Origin of the sequence: Flavobacterium rarum (SeqCode) (genome assembly GCF_965234445.1) — a bacterium.
In the GTDB taxonomy this organism is placed as follows: domain Bacteria; phylum Bacteroidota; class Bacteroidia; order Flavobacteriales; family Flavobacteriaceae; genus Flavobacterium; species Flavobacterium rarum.
In genome coordinates this window covers 20,618-39,945 of the sequence record NZ_OZ248503.1, presented here as the reverse complement: position 1 = coordinate 39,945, position 19,328 = coordinate 20,618, and the positions used below count along the sequence as shown (strand labels likewise).

18 protein-coding genes are annotated in these 19,328 nt (G+C 32.2%); all 18 read left to right on the top strand.

From position 1 onward, the window contains the following. Nucleotides 1-30: 30 nt before the first annotated feature. Nucleotides 31-579: a dTDP-4-dehydrorhamnose 3,5-epimerase gene (gene rfbC, locus AC8GF4_RS13920; RefSeq protein WP_506595517.1), complete on the top strand. Its 549-nt coding sequence runs from the start codon at nucleotides 31-33 to the stop codon at nucleotides 577-579. 179 nt (nucleotides 580-758) lie between these two features. Then, nucleotides 759-1,955, top strand: coding sequence for an ATP-binding protein (locus AC8GF4_RS13915; RefSeq protein ID WP_506595515.1), 1,197 nt, complete (start codon nucleotides 759-761; stop codon nucleotides 1,953-1,955). A 358-nt stretch (nucleotides 1,956-2,313) separates the two neighbouring features. Further along, nucleotides 2,314-3,177 (top strand): dTDP-4-dehydrorhamnose reductase, encoded by an 864-nt coding sequence (gene rfbD / locus AC8GF4_RS13910; RefSeq protein ID WP_506595513.1) that lies wholly within the window; start codon nucleotides 2,314-2,316, stop codon nucleotides 3,175-3,177. Between the two features lie 24 nt (nucleotides 3,178-3,201). Then, nucleotides 3,202-3,609: a GxxExxY protein gene (locus AC8GF4_RS13905; RefSeq protein WP_506595512.1), complete on the top strand. Its 408-nt coding sequence runs from the start codon at nucleotides 3,202-3,204 to the stop codon at nucleotides 3,607-3,609. Between the two features lie 2 nt (nucleotides 3,610-3,611). Continuing rightward, nucleotides 3,612-4,481 carry a glucose-1-phosphate thymidylyltransferase RfbA gene (gene rfbA, locus AC8GF4_RS13900; RefSeq protein ID WP_506595510.1) on the top strand — a complete coding sequence of 290 codons (870 nt, stop codon included), beginning with the start codon at nucleotides 3,612-3,614 and terminating at the stop codon, nucleotides 4,479-4,481. 128 nt (nucleotides 4,482-4,609) lie between these two features. Continuing rightward, nucleotides 4,610-5,569, top strand: coding sequence for an MraY family glycosyltransferase (locus AC8GF4_RS13895; RefSeq protein ID WP_506595509.1), 960 nt, complete (start codon nucleotides 4,610-4,612; stop codon nucleotides 5,567-5,569). 231 nt (nucleotides 5,570-5,800) lie between these two features. Further along, the gene (locus tag AC8GF4_RS13890; RefSeq protein ID WP_506595507.1) at nucleotides 5,801-6,382 is read left to right on the top strand and encodes a sugar transferase; all 582 of its coding nucleotides are present in this window, start codon (nucleotides 5,801-5,803) and stop codon (nucleotides 6,380-6,382) included. 230 nt (nucleotides 6,383-6,612) lie between these two features. After that, entirely contained in the window at nucleotides 6,613-8,562 is a 1,950-nt protein-coding gene (locus tag AC8GF4_RS13885; RefSeq protein WP_506595505.1) for a polysaccharide biosynthesis protein, read from the top strand. An 822-nt stretch (nucleotides 8,563-9,384) separates the two neighbouring features. Next, on the top strand, nucleotides 9,385-10,254 hold the full coding sequence (locus tag AC8GF4_RS13880) for an ABC transporter permease (protein WP_506595504.1): 870 nt from the start codon (nucleotides 9,385-9,387) through the stop codon (nucleotides 10,252-10,254). A 92-nt stretch (nucleotides 10,255-10,346) separates the two neighbouring features. Continuing rightward, nucleotides 10,347-10,643 (top strand): nucleotidyltransferase family protein, encoded by a 297-nt coding sequence (locus AC8GF4_RS13875; RefSeq protein WP_506595502.1) that lies wholly within the window; start codon nucleotides 10,347-10,349, stop codon nucleotides 10,641-10,643. Beyond that, nucleotides 10,636-11,088 (top strand): hypothetical protein, encoded by a 453-nt coding sequence (locus AC8GF4_RS13870; protein WP_506595500.1) that lies wholly within the window; start codon nucleotides 10,636-10,638, stop codon nucleotides 11,086-11,088. The genes AC8GF4_RS13875 and AC8GF4_RS13870 overlap by 8 nt, the downstream gene beginning before the upstream one ends. A gap of 295 nt (nucleotides 11,089-11,383) precedes the next feature. Next, nucleotides 11,384-12,655 carry an ABC transporter ATP-binding protein gene (locus AC8GF4_RS13865; RefSeq protein ID WP_506595498.1) on the top strand — a complete coding sequence of 424 codons (1,272 nt, stop codon included), beginning with the start codon at nucleotides 11,384-11,386 and terminating at the stop codon, nucleotides 12,653-12,655. A gap of 1 nt (nucleotide 12,656) precedes the next feature. Beyond that, nucleotides 12,657-13,622 (top strand): FkbM family methyltransferase, encoded by a 966-nt coding sequence (locus tag AC8GF4_RS13860; protein ID WP_506595497.1) that lies wholly within the window; start codon nucleotides 12,657-12,659, stop codon nucleotides 13,620-13,622. 4 nt (nucleotides 13,623-13,626) lie between these two features. Continuing rightward, nucleotides 13,627-14,862 carry a glycosyltransferase family 4 protein gene (locus AC8GF4_RS13855; protein WP_506595496.1) on the top strand — a complete coding sequence of 412 codons (1,236 nt, stop codon included), beginning with the start codon at nucleotides 13,627-13,629 and terminating at the stop codon, nucleotides 14,860-14,862. Beyond that, nucleotides 14,855-15,970 carry a glycosyltransferase WbsX family protein gene (locus tag AC8GF4_RS13850; protein ID WP_506595495.1) on the top strand — a complete coding sequence of 372 codons (1,116 nt, stop codon included), beginning with the start codon at nucleotides 14,855-14,857 and terminating at the stop codon, nucleotides 15,968-15,970. Before AC8GF4_RS13855 ends, AC8GF4_RS13850 begins: the two co-directional genes overlap by 8 nt. A 423-nt stretch (nucleotides 15,971-16,393) precedes the next feature. Further along, nucleotides 16,394-17,410: a PDDEXK nuclease domain-containing protein gene (locus AC8GF4_RS13845; RefSeq protein WP_506595494.1), complete on the top strand. Its 1,017-nt coding sequence runs from the start codon at nucleotides 16,394-16,396 to the stop codon at nucleotides 17,408-17,410. A 21-nt stretch (nucleotides 17,411-17,431) separates the two neighbouring features. Beyond that, a complete protein-coding gene (locus AC8GF4_RS13840; protein WP_506595493.1) occupies nucleotides 17,432-18,346 on the top strand; it encodes a glycosyltransferase family 2 protein in 915 nt (304 codons plus the stop codon). After that, nucleotides 18,324-19,328 (top strand): glycosyltransferase family A protein, encoded by a 1,005-nt coding sequence (locus tag AC8GF4_RS13835; RefSeq protein WP_506595492.1) that lies wholly within the window; start codon nucleotides 18,324-18,326, stop codon nucleotides 19,326-19,328. The genes AC8GF4_RS13840 and AC8GF4_RS13835 overlap by 23 nt, the downstream gene beginning before the upstream one ends.

The window sequence follows — 19,328 nt, the reverse complement described above, 5'->3', positions numbered from 1 at the left end:
AATCTTCTTTTCAAAATATAATATTACAATATGAACATCGAACAAACTTTTATTAAAGATTTAGTTATACTGACTCCTGACGTTTTTGAAGACGAAAGGGGTTATTTTTTTGAGGTCTACAACAAAAGTAAATTTAGTGGGTTGGGAATCGACATTGATTTTGTGCAGGACAATCAGTCTTTTTCACAAAGAGGAACCTTGAGGGGTTTGCATTATCAGAATCCCCCTTTTGCACAAACCAAATTGGTTCGGGTGCTGCAAGGGGAAATTATGGATGTGGCGGTCGATTTGAGAAAAGATTCACCTACTTATGGCAAACATTTTGGAATCAAATTGACCGCCGAAAACAAAAAACAATTGCTGGTGCCTCAGGGGTTTGCCCATGGCTTTTCGGTATTGAGTGAAACAGCAGTCGTATTATACAAATGCGATCAGTTTTATAACAAAGCCAGTGAAGGAGGAATTCGTTTTGATGATAAAACCTTAAATATCGATTGGGGAATGGATTTATCGGATGCGATTGTGTCTGAAAAGGATTTGGTTTTGCCTGATTTTGCGGGGTGTAATAGTGAGTTTTAATTGGTTTTTGGGTTAGTTCCTAGAATTTGTTTGCCAGACTATACAGAATAAGGTCTGTTTTGTTTAATAGGACGAACAGTTTATGTTTATTTTTGTACAATGTATTATACAAAATACATCTATTTTTGTATAGTGTGTTATGCAAAATAAAACTATATTTGTATATTGAATTATACATTATGGAAGATTTATTTAGAAAATATACCAAGAGGTTACTGAGAGTCGAAACTAATTTTGTTAGGAGTTTTATTGATGATATCAATTGGAATGCTCGTTTAATTGGGATTAAGGGAGCTAGAGGGGTTGGAAAAACCACGTTGCTTCTACAATATATGAAGCTTAATTTTAGTGATAAATTGGAGGAGTCGTTGTATGTAAGTTTAGACTCTTTTGGTTTTAATGATTGGACATTAGTTGGTTTAGCAGATGATTTTGCGAGGGGTGGCGGAAAGTACTTATTTTTAGACGAAGTGCATAAGTACGAAAATTGGGCTCAGGAACTAAAAAACATTTATGACGACCATCCTGAGTTGAAAGTGGTGTTTACAGGTTGTTCGTTGTTGCAAATATTGAATGCTCGTGCTGATTTGAGTCGAAGAGCAATTGTCTATTATATGCAAGGTTTGTCTTTTAGGGAGTATCTCGAAATGCAAACAGGGCAGAAGTTTGATAAAGTAGCATTGGAAGATGTTTTAAAAAATCATTTAAACATTGCGACATTGATAAACAGCAAGGTTAAGCCATTTCAATATTTTGAAAATTATTTGAAGTACGGATATTATCCGTTTTACAAAGAGGAACCTGATTTATATGAGCAACGATTGGAAGAGGTTATAAATATGATGCTTGAAATTGAGTTGCCATTATTGCGAGGGGTTGATTTGGGCTTTGTTCCTAAAATCAAACAATTGTTGGCTATAATCTCTGAATCGGTTCCTTTTATACCTAATGTGAGTAATTTAAGTGATAAAATTGGCATAAATAGAGCTACTTTGATGACTTATCTGCATTATTTGGAAGAAGTTGGTTTGACTATTAACTTGCAAAAAGAAGCTAAAGGGACTGTGAAATTGCAAAAACCAGCTAAGATTTATTTAGAAAACACAAATTTAATGTTTGCACTTTCTTCGTCAAAAACTAATATTGGTAATGCTAGAGAGACATTTTTCGCAAATCAATTAGGATATAAAAATAAGTTGAGACATCACGAAAAAACTGATTTTTTTGTAAATGATTTATACTCTTTCGAAATTGGCGGAAAGGATAAATCCAGAAAACAAATTGAAGGTCTTGAAAATGCCTTCATCGCAGGCGACGATATTGAATATGGTTTTAAAAACAAAATACCATTGTGGTTGTTTGGTTTTTTGTATTAGAGACAGTAGATGTCGGTTATGAGTTATTGGTTACGAGTTTGATTCGTGGGTTTTTTTAGCTAAACAATTAAATAATTAATTCAGTTAACCCGTTGGGTGAAATTCAAATAAAATAAAAATTTAACCACATAGAATCATAGATTAATGCTAAATAGGCAAAAGAATAAATAGAAATAGTACTATTTCACACATAGAATAGCTATGTGGATAGTAAAACGTCTATTTTTTTCTTTTAAAAACTATAAATTCTATGTTTCTATGTGGTGAAAAATAATTTCACCCAACGGGTTCAGTTAAATAAAAAAAGGGATTAAATATAGGTTGTTCTAAATAGGAATGACCACTAAGAATAAAAAGAATGGAAAAAATACTAGTTACCGGTGCCAATGGGCAATTGGGTTCGGAATTAAATGTTTTGTCCAAAAACTATGGTCTTTTCGAATGGGTTTTTACTGATAGAGACGAGTTGGATTTATGTGATTTGGAAAATTTAGTCTCTGAATTATCCAGAATTCAACCAAATTATATTATCAATTGTGCCGCTCATACTGCTGTGGATAGAGCCGAGACGGAGTTTGAACTGTCGGATGTTTTGAATCATAAAGCCGTTGCTGTATTGGCAAAATGGAGTGCGAGTAATGATTGCAAGCTGATTCATATTTCAACGGATTATGTTTTTGATGGTACTGCGGCTACTGCATTGACAGAATCGGCTCTAACAGGTCCGATAAACGTATATGGACAAACTAAATTGTCGGGAGAAAAAGCCTGTCAACTTGAAAATCCTTCTGCGATTATCATCAGAACGTCATGGGTTTACTCGAGTTTTGGAGCCAATTTTGTAAAAACGATGTCCCGATTGATGCGGGAAAGAGACTCTTTGAATGTGGTAAATGACCAAATTGGGAGTCCAACTTACGCCGCCGATTTGGCTCAAGCCATAATGACGATAATTACGCATAATAACTGGCAAGCCGGAATTTATAATTTCTCTAACGAAGGAGAAATCAGTTGGTATGAATTTGCTTTGGCGATTCAGGAAATTGGTGGTTTTGATTGTGCTGTCAGTGGAATTCCCTCTTCGGCTTATCCAACACCCGCTCAGCGACCGCAATATTCTTTATTGGATAAAACTAAAATAAAAAATACATTTGGAGTTGTTGTTCCGGGATATAGGGAGAGTTTGGTGAAGTGTATGGAGCAACTAATTGATACGAATTAAAAACTAATTTAACGAATTCTTCTAATGGATGAAATACTTTTTAAGGAAGAAAGTTTTAAAATTATTGGTGCCTGTATGAAAGTGCATCGTTCATTAGGAGCAGGATTCTTGGAGGCGGTTTATGAGGAAGCATTGGAGAAAGAATTTTTAATCCAAAATATTCCTTTTAAAAGACAGCTAAAATTGGAATTGTATTACGAAAATGTGAAATTGAATAAGCACTATAGAGCGGATTTTGTTTGCTATGATGGTATTATTTTAGAAATTAAAGCTGTAGTCCATATTCCAGATACATTCTATGCGCAGTTGAGAAATTATTTAAAATGTACCAATATGGAATTGGGTATGCTAATTAATTTTGGTATGCCATCATTGAATTATAAAAGAATAATTAATTTGAAAAATTCGGATAAATTCGTAAAATTAGAATAACTATGAAAGGAATAATACTTGCCGGAGGATCTGGTACCCGATTGCATCCGTTAACGCTTGCCATGAGTAAGCAAATGATGCCTGTTTATGACAAACCGATGATTTATTATCCGTTATCGACTTTGATGATGGCGGGAATTCATGAAATATTAATTATTTCTACCCCACATGATTTGCCTAATTTCAAGAAATTATTGGGAGATGGATCTGCTATTGGTTGTCAATTTAGTTATGCGGAGCAAGCGATTCCGAATGGGTTGGCTCAGGCTTTTGTGATTGGAGAGGAGTTTATTGGTTCGGATTCTGTTGCGCTGGTTTTGGGTGATAATATTTTCTTTGGAGCCAATATGCACGAATTATTGCAGTCGAACACCAATCCAGAAGGTGGCGTTGTATTTGCTTACCATGTTTCGGATCCGGAACGATATGGTGTTGTTGAGTTTGATAAAGACTTTAAAGCACTTTCTATAGAAGAAAAACCACTGGAACCTAAATCAAATTATGCTGTGCCAGGATTGTATTTTTATGACAATTCAGTGGTAGAAATTGCCAAGAATATCCAACCCAGTGCCAGAGGTGAATATGAAATTACCGATGTGAATAAAGTGTATTTGGAAAAAGGTAAATTAAAAGTAGGAATCTTAAGCAGAGGAACCGCTTGGTTGGATACCGGAACTTTTAATAGCTTGATGCAAGCGGGACAATTTGTTCAGGTTTTGGAAGAACGTCAAGGATTAAAAGTAGGCTGTATTGAAGAAATTGCCTGGAGACAAGGTTTTATAACCGAACAACAATTGAGAGATTTGGCAGAGCCTTTGAAAAAATCGGGATATGGCGAATATTTATTGGGGCTTTTGAAATATAAAATATAGTCTTTTTTCTGTTGTCAGTTATGAGTTCTAGGTTGTGGGTTAGTTAAGAGCAGAGAATAAAGAATAAAGAATAAAGAATAAAGAATAAAGAATAAAGAATAAAGAATAGAAAATAGAGAACACCTTATATGATGACCTACATTGCCTTACTAATTTTATTCATCGGGATTGAATTGATTTATTTCAAGATTGCCGATTATTACAATATTATAGACAAACCCAATAACCGTTCTTCGCATACGTCCATTACGTTGCGTGGTGGAGGAATCATATTTCCAATTGCGATTTTGATAGCTTTTTTACTGGGATATGTTTCTTGGTCGGTAACCGTTGCGGTGATTTTGGTTGCGGTGGTTAGTTTTATAGATGATATAAAACCCTTGTCGCAATTGCCTCGGTTTGCTTCTCATGCCATTGCCATAGCCTTGGTTTTTTATGATTTGAATCTCTTTTCACAAGCACTTTGGCTATTGCCGATTGTTTTTGTCTTAGTGATCGGTTGGGTCAATGCGTTCAATTTTATGGATGGCATCAATGGAATTACAGTGTTGTATGCCTTTGTAGCTATCGTTAGTTTTTCTTTTTTGGAAATCAATCAAGAAAGCCTTCCGTTACTATGGACTATGGGATTGTCTTGTTGTGCTTTTGGGATTTTTAATGTTCGCAAAAAAGCTAAAACATTTGCCGGAGATGTTGGAAGCATCAGCATGGCATTGTTTTTGGGTTATTTTATGATAAAAACGATTTTGGTTTCGGGTCAAGTTGGATACCTCCTTTTTCTATCCGTATATGGAATTGATGCTGTAATTACCATTTTTACTAGACTCAAAAAGAAAGAAAATATTTTGGAACCTCATCGGTCTCATTTGTACCAATATTTGGCCAATGAATTAGGGTATTCTCATATTTTGGTTTCTTTTGTGTATGCTTTTATACAGCTTTTAATAAATGCTTTATTGCTTTATCTGGATTCCAAAGGAAGTTTGTCGATTCCTGTAGTGATTGCCTTTTTATTGTTTCAGATTTTGGTCTATGTTTGGATTAGAAACAGCGTTGTACAGAAAGTTAATTTGGCAAAAAACGACTAATTATTTGCCTAATCATTTAATGCATTGGTTCAAAAAGAGTATTTGGGCGTTACCCCGTTGACAAAAGGGGCTTGCTTATTGTACCGCTTATTCAGCCCCTTTTCTCAACGCCGTCGGGCTATACATGCTACTTTGGTAGCTTATTTCTATCCCTCACGCAAGTTCACGGATTAAAAGATCTTTTTTGCTCTTTCCAAATTGAAACAAATTTCTATATAAATTCCTTTCCATTTGAAACTAACTCCAAAACGAATTTTCGACATAGTTTTTTCAGTACTAATCCTTTTTTTATTTTCATGGTTACTGCTTCTATCTTGGTTTCTAGCCATTGTCGATACCCAAACCAATGGGGTTTTTAAGCAAGAGCGCATTGGACAATTTGGAAATATATTTAAAATCTACAAACTTCGAACGTTTCAAATCAATCCTAATGGCGATGATGTTGCTATTTCAAGAATAGGCCAAATGCTTCGAAATTATAAACTGGACGAATTGCCTCAATTGATTAATGTATTGAAAGGGGAAATGAGTATTGTAGGGCCAAGACCAGATATAGAAGGGTATTATGATGTGCTGGAAGGCGAGGAACGAAAGATATTGGAATTAAAACCAGGATTAACAAGTATGGCTTCATTGAAATATTATAATGAAGACGAGATTTTGGAGAAACAAGACTTTCCACTTGAATATAATGATGTCGAACTTTTTCCGGATAAAGTGAAGCTGAATTTAGAATACTACTACAATCAGAGTATTTTGAGCGATTTGAAAATTTTTTGGAGGACTTGTAAGAGAATGTTTTTGAAAAATTAGAAGCTCTGCTTTGGAAATTTTAATCAATTCACTTGTTAATATAGAGTAGTAGCGGTTTGTTTTTTGAATAATAAAAACATATTGTGCTAATAAATAGGTTATTGATGCCCTTATTAATGTATTTAATCTGTTCTTTAAATTCAAAGGATCAAATTTAATTTTGGAACCATAATAATTGTAAATTTGTAATTAGGACTTTCTCCTTTTTTGAAAAATATAAATTATAAAACATGAACGAAAACTCCTTGTATTCTGGATTTTTTTCGAGAGCTAATTTAAGATTGAGCATGCGTAATCTAAGCTACTTACCAAGGTGGATTATTGTAATGATTGATTTTTCGGTTCTGATTATTACTTTTTTCTTTACCTTACTTATTTTTAGGGGTACAGGTTTGAAATACATCAATACAACACACGACGTGTTTTTTATATCTTGTTTTTTCGGAATTAATATTTTCTTTTTTTGGTTGTTTAGGACCTACTCAGGAATTATTCGACACTCATCCTATATTGATGCGGTAAAGCTTTTGTTTTCGCAGATGTCGGTATTGGTCGTTTTTTTGGTTTTTAATTTTGCTTATGAGTTATTGTATGATGAGAGAGTATTCTTAACTACAGCATTATTTATCAATGTGGTGCTTTCCTTTTGTGGTTTGTTTTTGTACCGTGTAGTAGTCAAGCAAACTTTTGAGATGTATTTGGCTGAGAAAAGTGCAACCAAATTAATTAGAACCATTATTTACGGAACAGATGCCAATGCCATTTCGGTTGCCAATGCCTTAAAATTTGAAACACCAACTCGTTTTAAAATTGTCGGATTTGTGGATCGTAACAATCAAAACGCATCCAAAAGAATGTTGGATTTACCCATTTTGGTTCAGAAGAAAAAACTGCCTTCTTTGATGCGTTCTGTAGGTGCCGAAGCAGTGATTATGGCCGATAAAAGTTTGGGTAAAGAGGAGCAATTAATAATTGTGGATCAATGTTTGGAATTTAATTACAGAGTTTACACCGTGCCTTTGATTACCGACTGGGAAAACCAAAAGGAGATTTCACAAAAGGTAAAGAATATTCAAATTGAAGATTTATTAGAAAGAAAACCAATTGTATTGGATAATAAATCCATTTCAAAACAGCTCAAGGACAAAACGGTATTGATATCTGGAGCTGCAGGATCTATTGGTAGTGAAATTGCGCGTCAAGTTTTGACTTTTAATCCAAAAAGGGTCATTATATTAGACCAAGCCGAAACACCTTTGCATCATTTGAGTCTTGAATTAGAAAAAATACATTCAAAAGCAAAAATACACAATGTCATTGCCGATGTTCGAAATAAAGAAGCAATGAACAGAGTATTTAAATATTATAAGCCACAAGTAGTCTATCATGCAGCGGCTTATAAACATGTTCCATTGATGGAAGAAAATCCTTCTCAAGCGATTTTAACCAATGTAGAAGGAACCAAAATTTTAGCTGATTTGTCTTGTATACACAATGTAATTAAATTTGTTATGGTTTCTACAGACAAAGCGGTTAATCCGAGCAATGTTATGGGCGCTAGTAAAAGAATTGCAGAGAAATATGTACAGTCATTGCAAATTAAAAATTTGAAAGAGAATAACATGACTACTACAAAATTTATTACCACTCGTTTTGGGAATGTTTTGGGATCAAATGGATCTGTAGTGCCACTATTCACTAAACAAATTGCTAGTGGAGGGCCTGTTACTATTACCCATCCCGATATTATACGTTATTTCATGACTATTCCAGAGGCTTGTCAGCTGGTTCTAGAAGCTGGTGCAATGGGGAATGGAGGTGAGATTTATATATTTGACATGGGTAAACCCGTTAAAATATTAGATTTGGCTAAAAAAATGATCAAATTGGCAGGATTTGTTCCAGATAGAGATATTAAAATCGAAATTGTAGGTTTGCGACCAGGGGAGAAATTATACGAAGAATTATTGAATGATACGGCAAAGACAATACCTACCTATCATGAGAAAATTATGATTGCCGAAGAAATTCAGGATGAGTTTGAAAATTTACATACAGAAATTAATGAATTAATTGGAATAGCCAATTTCTTTGACAACGATGATATTGTTACCAAAATGAAAGTGATTGTCCCAGAATTTATTAGTATGAATTCTACTTTTGAAGTTTTGGATAAATAATTTTTTGCCCGATTTAAAAACGATTAACTTATTGAAAGACCCCATTTGACGGGAAATATAAAAAAAAGTTGTCCCTTTTTACCGCAAAAAAATGTCGTAATTACTGTTTTTAATACCTACAACAATACGTTGTTTTATAAATTAATATAGAAAAGTTTACAAAGTATTTTTGTAAACTTTTTTTGTTTATAATTGTTGTTCTTTCAGTTTGAACTTGAATATTTCTAAAATTAGACAAGAGTAAGCTGGTTAAAACATGATTTTTGAAAAGCAGTACAATTGGTCAAGTTCAGGTAAGTAGAGAACATGTGGATTTACATGTGCAAATAGGTATCAGTTGTGAAGCTAAATGTTTTGATAAGTTTTTTTATAATGGATATGAGTTATTGAGCAAGTTTTTTACTTTTAGGTGATTAAAAAGGATTATAACATTAAATAGCAACTTAATTCGTGTTAAAATTAATTATTGATGTTTTTCATGGTTTAAAAACGTATTTAAACATAAAATAAATATTCTAGATAAAAAATAATGATAAATTTGCGCCATTAAAATTTTGTAAGCATTCATGTGACTTGCAATGGCGAAGCAGTTTTAATCAAGCAACATTTGTATTTTACAATAAATCACTTTTTACAAAAAATTAAAAACCAAGCTTAGGTTTAAGCTTTCAATTTTGATGTCCTTACCTGATGAATCTGGGTTAAAGTAGAGCGTAATCCAAATTAGATCTTATATGCTCTTTTCTAATTTGTTACATTTGCATTTTATTTAAATCTGTGAAAATTGTATGTCGTAAATTTCACTTTTAGTTTTCCATAAAAATGAACACTAGTAATACCCCAAATACCGATTGGCTGTTTGAGATAACACCCAAAAACAAATTCTTTTCTTTAAACTTAAAAGAAGTTTGGCAATATCGTGATTTACTCTTTTTATTTGTAAAAAGAGATATTGTTACCGTTTACAAACAAACGGTTTTAGGGCCACTTTGGTACCTGATACAGCCTTTGTTTACCTCGATTACCTTCACTATAATATTTAATAATGTTGCAGGTATTGATACTGGAATAGTGCCTCCATTTTTATTTAATTTGGCTGGGATCACCGTTTGGAACTATTTTACAGCCTGTCTCAATGGAACTTCGGATACCTTTAGAAGTAATGCAAATATTTTTGGGAAAGTATATTTTCCTAGGATTGTAGTGCCCATTTCGATAGTAATTTCCAACTTGTTGAAGTTTGGGATACAATGTGGCATCTTTATTGTTTTTTATCTGGTTTATTATTTTCAGGGAGCCACTATTAGTTTGAATCCAAGTGTAGTGTTCTTTCCAGTATTGATTGTAATGATGGGGGTTCTTGGATTGGGATTGGGAATGCTCATTTCATCACTCGTTACAAAGTATAGGGATTTTAATCATTTGATTGGTTTTGGGGTACAATTGTTGATGTACCTCTCGGCTGTAATGTATCCAATGGCTTTGTTGAAAGAAAAACTGCCTTCTTATGGTTGGCTGGTGCAATACAATCCACTAGCTTATGTCATAGAAACCACTCGATATATGTTGCTGAATGTGGGTCAAATTTCATTTTTGGGATTGGGATATACTTTTGTAGTAACGGTAGTTGTGTTTTTTGTGGGACTATTGATTTTTAATAAAACAGAGAAGAGTTTTATAGATACGGTATAAGGAAGTTGACGTTTATTAGTTAAGAGCTGTTAGTGTATAGTAAATAAAAAATAACGTAATTTTGCTATAGTGTTGAACTGAAAATAAAAACCATGAGAATAGCGGTTGCACAAAAAAAATTCATTTATGAGTATTGGAAGGAAAAAGAGCCTTCTAATCAAGTATATCTATTTGGGTCTAGAGTGGACGATTCTAAAAAAGGGGGTGATATTGATATTTTGGTATTGTCGGATAAAAAATTACATCATACGGACTTATTTAAAATGAAACAATTGTTTTTTTCTAAATTCGGTCAACAAAAAATGGATGTAGTTAGTTTTACAAAGAATGATGAAAGCGTATTTAAAAAACATGTTCTGAGTTATGCAAAATTATTAAGCGATGAATGAATTATTTCAATTGGCATTTGCAGCATCGTATAAATCCTTTAGCGTTGCAATGGAAGGGCTAGCCAAGTCTTTTGAACATTGTCGGGCAATTGGTATAAAAGAAAATTATGCTTTTGAAGAAACTGAAGCTTTCGATGCATTGATTATAAAATTAACAAGGAATTCGGATGTTTTCTTCCAACAAATAGTAAAAGGATTCTTTAAGTTAAAGGGAGAAGATAATTTGTTGTTTATTGATAGACTTAATTTGTTAGAAAAGATAGGTGTGATAGAAAGTGCCGATACATTAATGGAGCTAAAAAGTTTTAGAAATCAAGCGGTACATGAATATTCGGCTGTTGCATTTCAGGAATTGTATGAAGAAGCATTACAATTGACGCCTTTTTTTCAAAAAACCGTTTCCGATTTTAAGGATTATTTGAAACAGGAAAGTATACTCTTCTAAAATCACTTAAAAGAATAATAATGTAAGCTTTTTTCATACCAATTGTCGCTACGCTTTGGCGACAATTGAGCTGGTCTCATTTTAAGCTATTATGTCACAATTATAAAAGTTGGGTAATCCAATGCACAATGAATTTTACCTACTAATCGGGGCAACTGCTATTAAAAACAAACTGACTTTAGTGACTGATAATGAGTCGGATTTTCAAAATTTGAACAGCATTAAAATTGAAAATTGGGTTGTACGATAATTAATTAAGCAAATCCCAACAACCTCTAACCTCTAACTTCTAACCTTGAAAGACATAATTTTAAAAGCCGAAAACATTTCCAAACAATACCGCTTAGGGACAGTGGGTACGGGAACTTTGAGTCACGATTTGAACCGTTGGTGGCATCAAATACGTGGTAAGGAAGATCCGTATCTTAAAATTGGAGACACCAATGACCGCTCTACCAAAGGAACAAGCGAATATGTATGGGCTTTGCAAGACATAAATTTTGAAGTAGAAAGGGGTGAAGTTCTAGGTATCATTGGGAAGAATGGAGCCGGAAAATCTACCCTATTAAAAATATTATCAAAGGTTACGGCACCTACAACTGGAAGCATTAAGTCCCGCGGGCGTATTGCCTCGCTGCTTGAAGTGGGTACGGGTTTTAATCCGGAGTTAACCGGTAAAGAAAATATTTTTTTGAACGGAGCGATTCTTGGAATGACCAAAAAAGAAATAGCCTCCAAGTTGGACGAGATTGTTGAATTCTCCGGTTGCGAGCGCTACATAGACACCCCCGTAAAGCGTTACAGCAGCGGAATGACCGTGCGTTTGGCTTTTGCAGTAGCCGCTTTTCTAGAGCCTGAAATTTTAGTGATTGATGAGGTATTGGCTGTAGGGGATGCCGAGTTCCAGAAAAAAGCCATAGGCAAGATGCAGGATATCTCGCGAGAAGGAGGCAGAACTGTTTTGTTTGTAAGTCATAATATGGCGGCGGTGAAGAGTTTGTGTACAAGGGGGATTCTGATAGAAAAAGGGAAAGTTGAATTAATAGGAGATATTAATTCTATTATTAATTCCTATTTGATTAATAATTCGGATTTTGATTCTCAATGGATTAGAAAATCCAGCGTGACAAAGGAGTTATACTTTGATGAAATTAATATTCAAAATTCAAAATCAATTATAACAAATCAGATAGCTACTGGAGAAGATTTCACAATTAATATTTATTTGTCTGCAAGTAGTTTGGTTAAAGGGTCGACAACTTCAATAAAGTTTGTTAATATGGAGGGGATTCCAATTTTCACAACTTCATTAAACGATTTTAATAATATAGAGGAAATCAATGTAGGTAAGTATAAGTTGGTCGTAAATATTTCTAAGAACATATTAATGCCAGGTACATACAAATTGACTGTAGCAAGTTTTATTTCAAGGAAAAAATTGTTTGATATTGTTGAAGATAAACTATCTGTTAGAATTGAAGATTTGGGCATAAAAAAGAGTGATCTTGATAGAGAAGGATTCGTAGTGCCTAATTATAAATGGGAAATTTTTGAGTTAAAATCATAGTATGAAAGTAGATATATATTATAGTTTCATTTATAATCTATTATTGAAAAACTATAAGTTCAGAGATAAGGGAAATAAATTAGGTTGGTTATGGAGGAAAGTTTGGTTATTGTCATCTAAAAAGTATTCAGGAGCTGTTTCAACTAAAATACATGGTTATGAATGTAAGGTGAACAATGGTAATTCATATCCATTATTTGCAAGATTGTTTAGAAATTATAATAATCCCTTAATACAACTTACAAGTACAGTTTATAATTCAATAAATAGAGAATTAGTAGTTATTGATGTCGGGTCAGCAACTGGAGATACGAACTTACTTTTAATTAAAAACTTACCAAATACAATAGGTTCATTTTTTTGTATTGAGGGTGATTATGAGTTTTATAACTATTTGGATAGTAATAAAAAATATTTTCCCAAAACATCAATGTATAATATATTATTAAGTGATATTAATGACAAACAAATCAATAACCTAGTGAAAACACATCTTGGTACGGCAAGTGCAATTGGAGAAAGTAAAGTCAAATCTATTAGTCTAGATTCTTTATTGCTTGGAGACCTTAGTGATAATGTTGATATTTTAAAAGTTGATGTGGATGGGTTTGATGGAGTTGTTTTAAAAGGGGCTTCGAAAATACTTAGTAAATTTAAACCATATGTAATATTTGAATGGCATCCAATTATTGTTAAAAACACAAATAATTCTTACTTCCAACATTTTGAAGTTCTAAAATTGCAAGGGTATAATCGTTTTTTGTGGTTCAATAAATATGGAGAGTTTAGTCATTTTGATTTTGATTGTACACCTGAAATAATTGAAGCATATGTAAAATTATGTTTGAGAAATATTCATGACTTTGATTGGCATTATGATATAATTGCAATTCATAAAGAATCTAAAATTGATATTTTTGAGATTGCAGAATTGAAAAAGGCTAAAGCTATTAAATCAAGATTTTGAATAAATGAAAGTATTACTTGATACTACTTGGATTGGGAGTCATTATAAACAAAACTCTATGCATGGAGGATTACGTGTTATCTATGAACTAACCAAGCAATTAGAAAATTCAGTCGAAATAGAATTGTATTACTCTTCAAATAAATATCAGAGAGAGATTATTGATAATCTTATTATGTATTTAAAAGAGAATAAAATAGAGAATATTTCTAAAAAATTAGTAAATAATCAATCAGATTTATTTAGAATTCTTCACAGTCTAAATTTAAAGATAAAAGGAAAGTTGAATAATAATTTGAATATTTTAAAGCCTTTAATTTCAAATCCGTACAATAGTAAAATTTTAGAAATGATTGACATTTATCATTCACCAATGGAAGCTATACCAGAAGTAATAAAAAAATATGGAAATATTAAAAGGGTCTTTACTTCACATGATTTAATGCCATTTACTAGACCTGATTTAGCACCTATTAGATTCAAAGATGTTTTAAAACCTGCTTATGATTCCATTGATAGTCAAACAAAAGTTATTTGTGTTTCAGAGTTTACAAAATCAGAATTATTAGAATACAGAAAAGATTTAAACGAAAATCAAATTGATGTAATTTATTTGGGGATTGATCGAAATATTTTTTTTCCAAACAATAACAAGGAGGGTTTGTCTTTGATTTTTGAAAAATATGATTTAGGTTTTGAGAAATACTTTCTTTGTTTAAATAGAAATCAGAAATATAAAAATACCGAACATATTATTAACTCCTATATTAAATTAGTTAATCAAGAGGAGCTTAATGATATTGGACTAATTCTTATTGGAACTTTTGATTCACTTGAAATAAAAAAAATGTTGTACGAAAAGTGCAAAAACTATAAAAACATTATATTTATTGAGTTCGTTCCAGATAATGAGTTATCCTTGTTTTATTCAAATGCTTTGTGTTTTTTGTACATGTCACTTTATGAAGGATTTGGTTTACCTGTAATTGAAGCAATGCAATGTGGAACGCCAGTAATTTGTTCTAATCAAGCTTCATTGCCAGAAGTTATTGGAGATTATGGTATTTGTATTGATCCATTTGATCCAGATTTATTATGTTCTCATATGCTAAATTTGCTACAGAATTCTAATTTGCAAAAAGAACTTATTATAAAATCAATAAAGAGATCTAGTTTTTTTTCATGGGAGAAAAATCTTTCCGAAACAATATCAGTGTATAAAAAAGCATTAAATGAATAATTCTAAAATAAAACCCATTGCAATATATCTGCCTCAATTTCACCCCATTCCTGAAAATGATGTATGGTGGGGAAAGGGTTTTACTGAATGGACAAATGTTACCAAGGCTCAGCCAAGATTTGAAGGCCATTATCAACCGCATTTACCAGCAGATTTGGGTTTTTATGACTTGAGATTAGAAGAAGCGCGTTTAGCCCAAGAGGAATTAGCTAAAACTTATGGTATATATGGTTTTTGTTATTATCATTATTGGTTTAATGGGAAACGGGTTTTGCACGAACCTTTGGATCGAAAAATGCAAAATCCAAAAGAAGATTTACCTTTTATGATGTGTTGGGCTAATGAAAATTGGACTAGGACTTGGGATGGGGCTGATCATCAAGTTTTATTACACCAAGAATATAGTTTTGATGATGATTTAGAACATATTCAACATTTGATTACATATTTTAAAGATGATCGATATATAAAAGTAAATGGAAAACCTATTTTTATAATTTATCGTCCAAGATTATTTCCGGATATAAAAAAGACATTAGCAATTTGGAGAAAAGCAGTTCAAGATGCTGGTTTCTCTGATATTTATATCGGATTTGCACAAAATAAAGAGCATTCGTTTTTGCCAGAAGAAATGGGTTTTGATTTTGGATTTCAGTTTCAACCCAGTTTTGGAACACAATCTGATGGAATAACCTATGGTGTTTCTTTATTTAAATCAGCAAAAAACAGAGTCAAAAAGGCACTTGGTTATAGAATAAAGAAAAGGTTTAGAATGAAGATGGAGGCTTTTGACCATTACTTTGATTACAATAAATATATTGAAAATCAAAAAGGGCTAGGATTTAAAGGTAATGTTTACCCGGGTCTTACCCCTATGTGGGACAATTCAGCAAGACGAAAAGAAAGCCCCTTTATATTACATCATTCAACACCAGAGAAGTATAAAGCGTGGTTAAAGTACATCAAAGAAAATTATCCGTGGGATACTGTTCCTGAAAATTTTTTATTTATAAATGCTTGGAACGAATGGGCGGAAGGAAATCATTTGGAGCCGTGTCAAAAATGGGGAACGGCTTATTTGGAAGCTACAAAAGAAGTACTGAAATAATGCTAGCAATAGTAATTTCATATTACAAATTTACTTTCTTTGAAACTTCTTTACAATCGTTGGCTAGTTGGCGACACCATTTTTATATTAGAAATCACAACAAAAATCTTTAAACGTATTGATAACAAACTGTATATTTTGCAAAAGTTATAAACGTATCAAAAACTTTTGATGGAAAAGTGTACATTGAGAATTTTATTTTTTTGAATGAGGTGTCAACGTATTAATGTAAATGAACTAAAAAAGCATCAATGCATTGATATTTATATTGGTAACGATGCCGGACTAGAGGAATTTACAATGCTAAGAGTAAGGGGAGATTTTAACGAATAGTATAATCTAAATACAGGAAACAGATAAAATAATTTCCGATTTTTGTAAACCCTTGAATATTGAAATCATTTTTTGATCCAAATGAAAATTATGACAAATTCACTATTACCAAATGATTATCACCAAACTATTTTGGAGATTAAGGAACGAATCAATGAAGCTCGTTTCAAAAGTTTCAGAGCTGTAAATACCGAAATGATTTTGATGTATCTCGAAATAGGAAAGGTGATTTCTATAAAAGTTTCAAGAGGTTGGGGGAATTCTGTTGTTGATAAGTTATCTATTGATTTACAAGCCGAATATCCAGGAGTTAAAGGTTTTTCTTCTCGTAATTTGAGAAGGATGAAGCAAATATACGAACAATGTGGTGAGAATGAAATTTGGCCACAGCTTGTGGCCAAATTGCCATGGGGACAAACGGGTTTGATTTTTTCGAAATTCAAGCAGGAAGATGAAATTTCATTTTACCTTCAAACCTGTGTAGAACGGGGTTGGAGTAGAAGTGTTTTGGAAGAGGAAATTCGATTTGATGCTTTCTCAAAATGGCAATTATTTCAGAATAATTTTCCAAAAACAATTCAGGAAAATCAATTGGTAGAATACCGTCTTGAATTTAGAGACGAATATGATTTGTCTTTTTTAGAACTCGAGGACATTCATACAGAGAGACAACTTGAAAATGCAATGGTGCTGAATATTACCAAAACATTAGGTCGTTTTGGGGCTGATTTTGCTTTCATGGGAAGGCAATTTCGATTGGAATTGGATGATAAAGACTATTTTGTGGATTTGCTTTTTTACCATCGAAAGTTAAAATGTATGATTGCCATTGAACTCAAAGCTCAAGAGTTCAAACCAGAACATAGCCAGCAGTTGAGTTGGTATTTGCATTTACTCGACAAAACCGTAAAATATGAAGATGATAAACCGAGTATTGGAATATTACTTTGCAAAAGCAAAAGCACCATTACGGTTGAATACGCTCTAGAAATGCTGAACCAACCAATGGGAGTTGCAACTTATACTTATACACAATTGCCAGCTGAGATTGCGCAATATTTGCCTAATGAAATAGATTTAAAACAGCTGATGCAAGATGAAGAATAATAAAAAAATTGGTATCGAACAATGCTCGCTATAGTAATCCCATATTATAAATTTACTTTTCTCGAAGCTACTTTGCAATCCTTGTCTTTGCAAACTTGTCAAGACTTTAAAGTCTATATTGGCGATGATGCTAGTCCAGAAAATCCTTCAATATTGTTAGAAAAGTATAAAGGAAAGTTTGATTATGTTTACCATCGGTTTGATAATAATTTAGGAGGAACTTCACTTACACAGCAATGGGAACGGTGTATTGCATTATCAGGTTATGAAGAATGGATAATGATTTTGGGTGATGATGATGTTTTAGGGTCGAATGTTGTGGAGGCCTTTTTTAATAACCTAAAGGAAATTGAAAAAGAAAGGATAGCTGTAGTGCGATATGCAACTCAGGTTATTGATGAGAGTGGAGTTTCTATTTCAGGGCTTTGCATACATCCGAAACTGGAAAAAGCTACTGATTTTATAATAAAGAAAATAAATAAAGAAACCAGAAGTTCACTTAGTGAATATGTTTTTCAAAAAGAACAATTGATGAAAATAGGTTTTAAAAATTTTCCCTTGGGTTGGTATGCTGATGACATAGCTATTTTAGATTTCTCAAGCTATAATTTAATTTATTCAATAAATGAATCTAGATTATTAATACGTTATAGTAACTATAGTTTATCAGGAAACGATTCCAATAAAAAAGAAAAAGATATTGCTAAATTCAGGTTTTTTTGGGTATTGTATTCTCAAAAAATAGATAAATTTAGTCCAAGTCAGGTTTCGGTACTAAGAAAATATCTAATAGCTTCTTTTTTAAATAGAATTTTTATTAAACATTATTTGAAAATTTTATATTATTCTATAAGCAAAGGTTCATTTGGATTATTTGTAGAATTAAATTACAGGTTACTCAATTCTTTTAAAAATGGATTTAAAATTAAACAATAATTTGGTATCTATAATTATCCCTACATACAATCGTGTCCATCTAATTAGTGAGACGCTGGAAAGCATAATAGCGCAAAGTTATAAAAATTGGGAGTGTATTATTGTAGACGACGGGAGTACCGATACTACAGATACCCTTATTGCCGATTATGTAAAAAAAGACAATCGGTTTCAATATCATCAAAGACCAATAGATAGGGAGAAAGGAGCTAATGCCTGTAGGAATTATGGTTTCGAATTGAGTAAAGGCGAATATGTTAAATGGTTTGACAGTGACGATATTATGCATTCTGATTTTCTAGAGAAACAGGTTGAAGTTTTAGAGAATAATAGTGATTTAGATTTTTGTGCAAGCCAGTCTTTGACTTTTTATAAAGATTCTACAGATCAATCAAAAAATGAAGCTAATAGGAATCCCAAAGATAGCCTTGTCTTAAGTTATCTAGTTAAAAATCATTTTTTTTTTACTGGAGCGCCTTTATGGAGAAAAGAATATTTTTATCAAAAGGAATTGTTTGATGAGAATTTAACTGATTCACATGAATCAGATTTTCATTTTAGAATGTTGCTTTATTTCCCTGAGTATATTTATTTAAAAGATTTTCTTTTTTCTATCAGAAGAGGAAATGAAAGCATTACTCAAAATATTGAAAATAAAAAAGCAAGTCTAGATTCAAAAATTATTTTTTTTTCTAAAGCCAGAAAATTAGTTAATGAACAATATGTTGAAGATAAGGATTTGATAAATGAGTATTTGACTTTTAGAATTTCGATTGCTATTTATGAATTATGCATGTTTAATTCTAGAATAGAGATTTTAACGCAAAACAAAAGAAACATAAGAGTTTTAATTTTTCAAAAAAGAATTAAAACTGAGTCTAGAATTAAATTGAGTATTGGCTTTATTTTACTTCTTTTTTTAGGTAAAGGGTATAGTTTTCTTAAAGGGAATTTAAATATTAGAGAAGAAATTATAAATTAA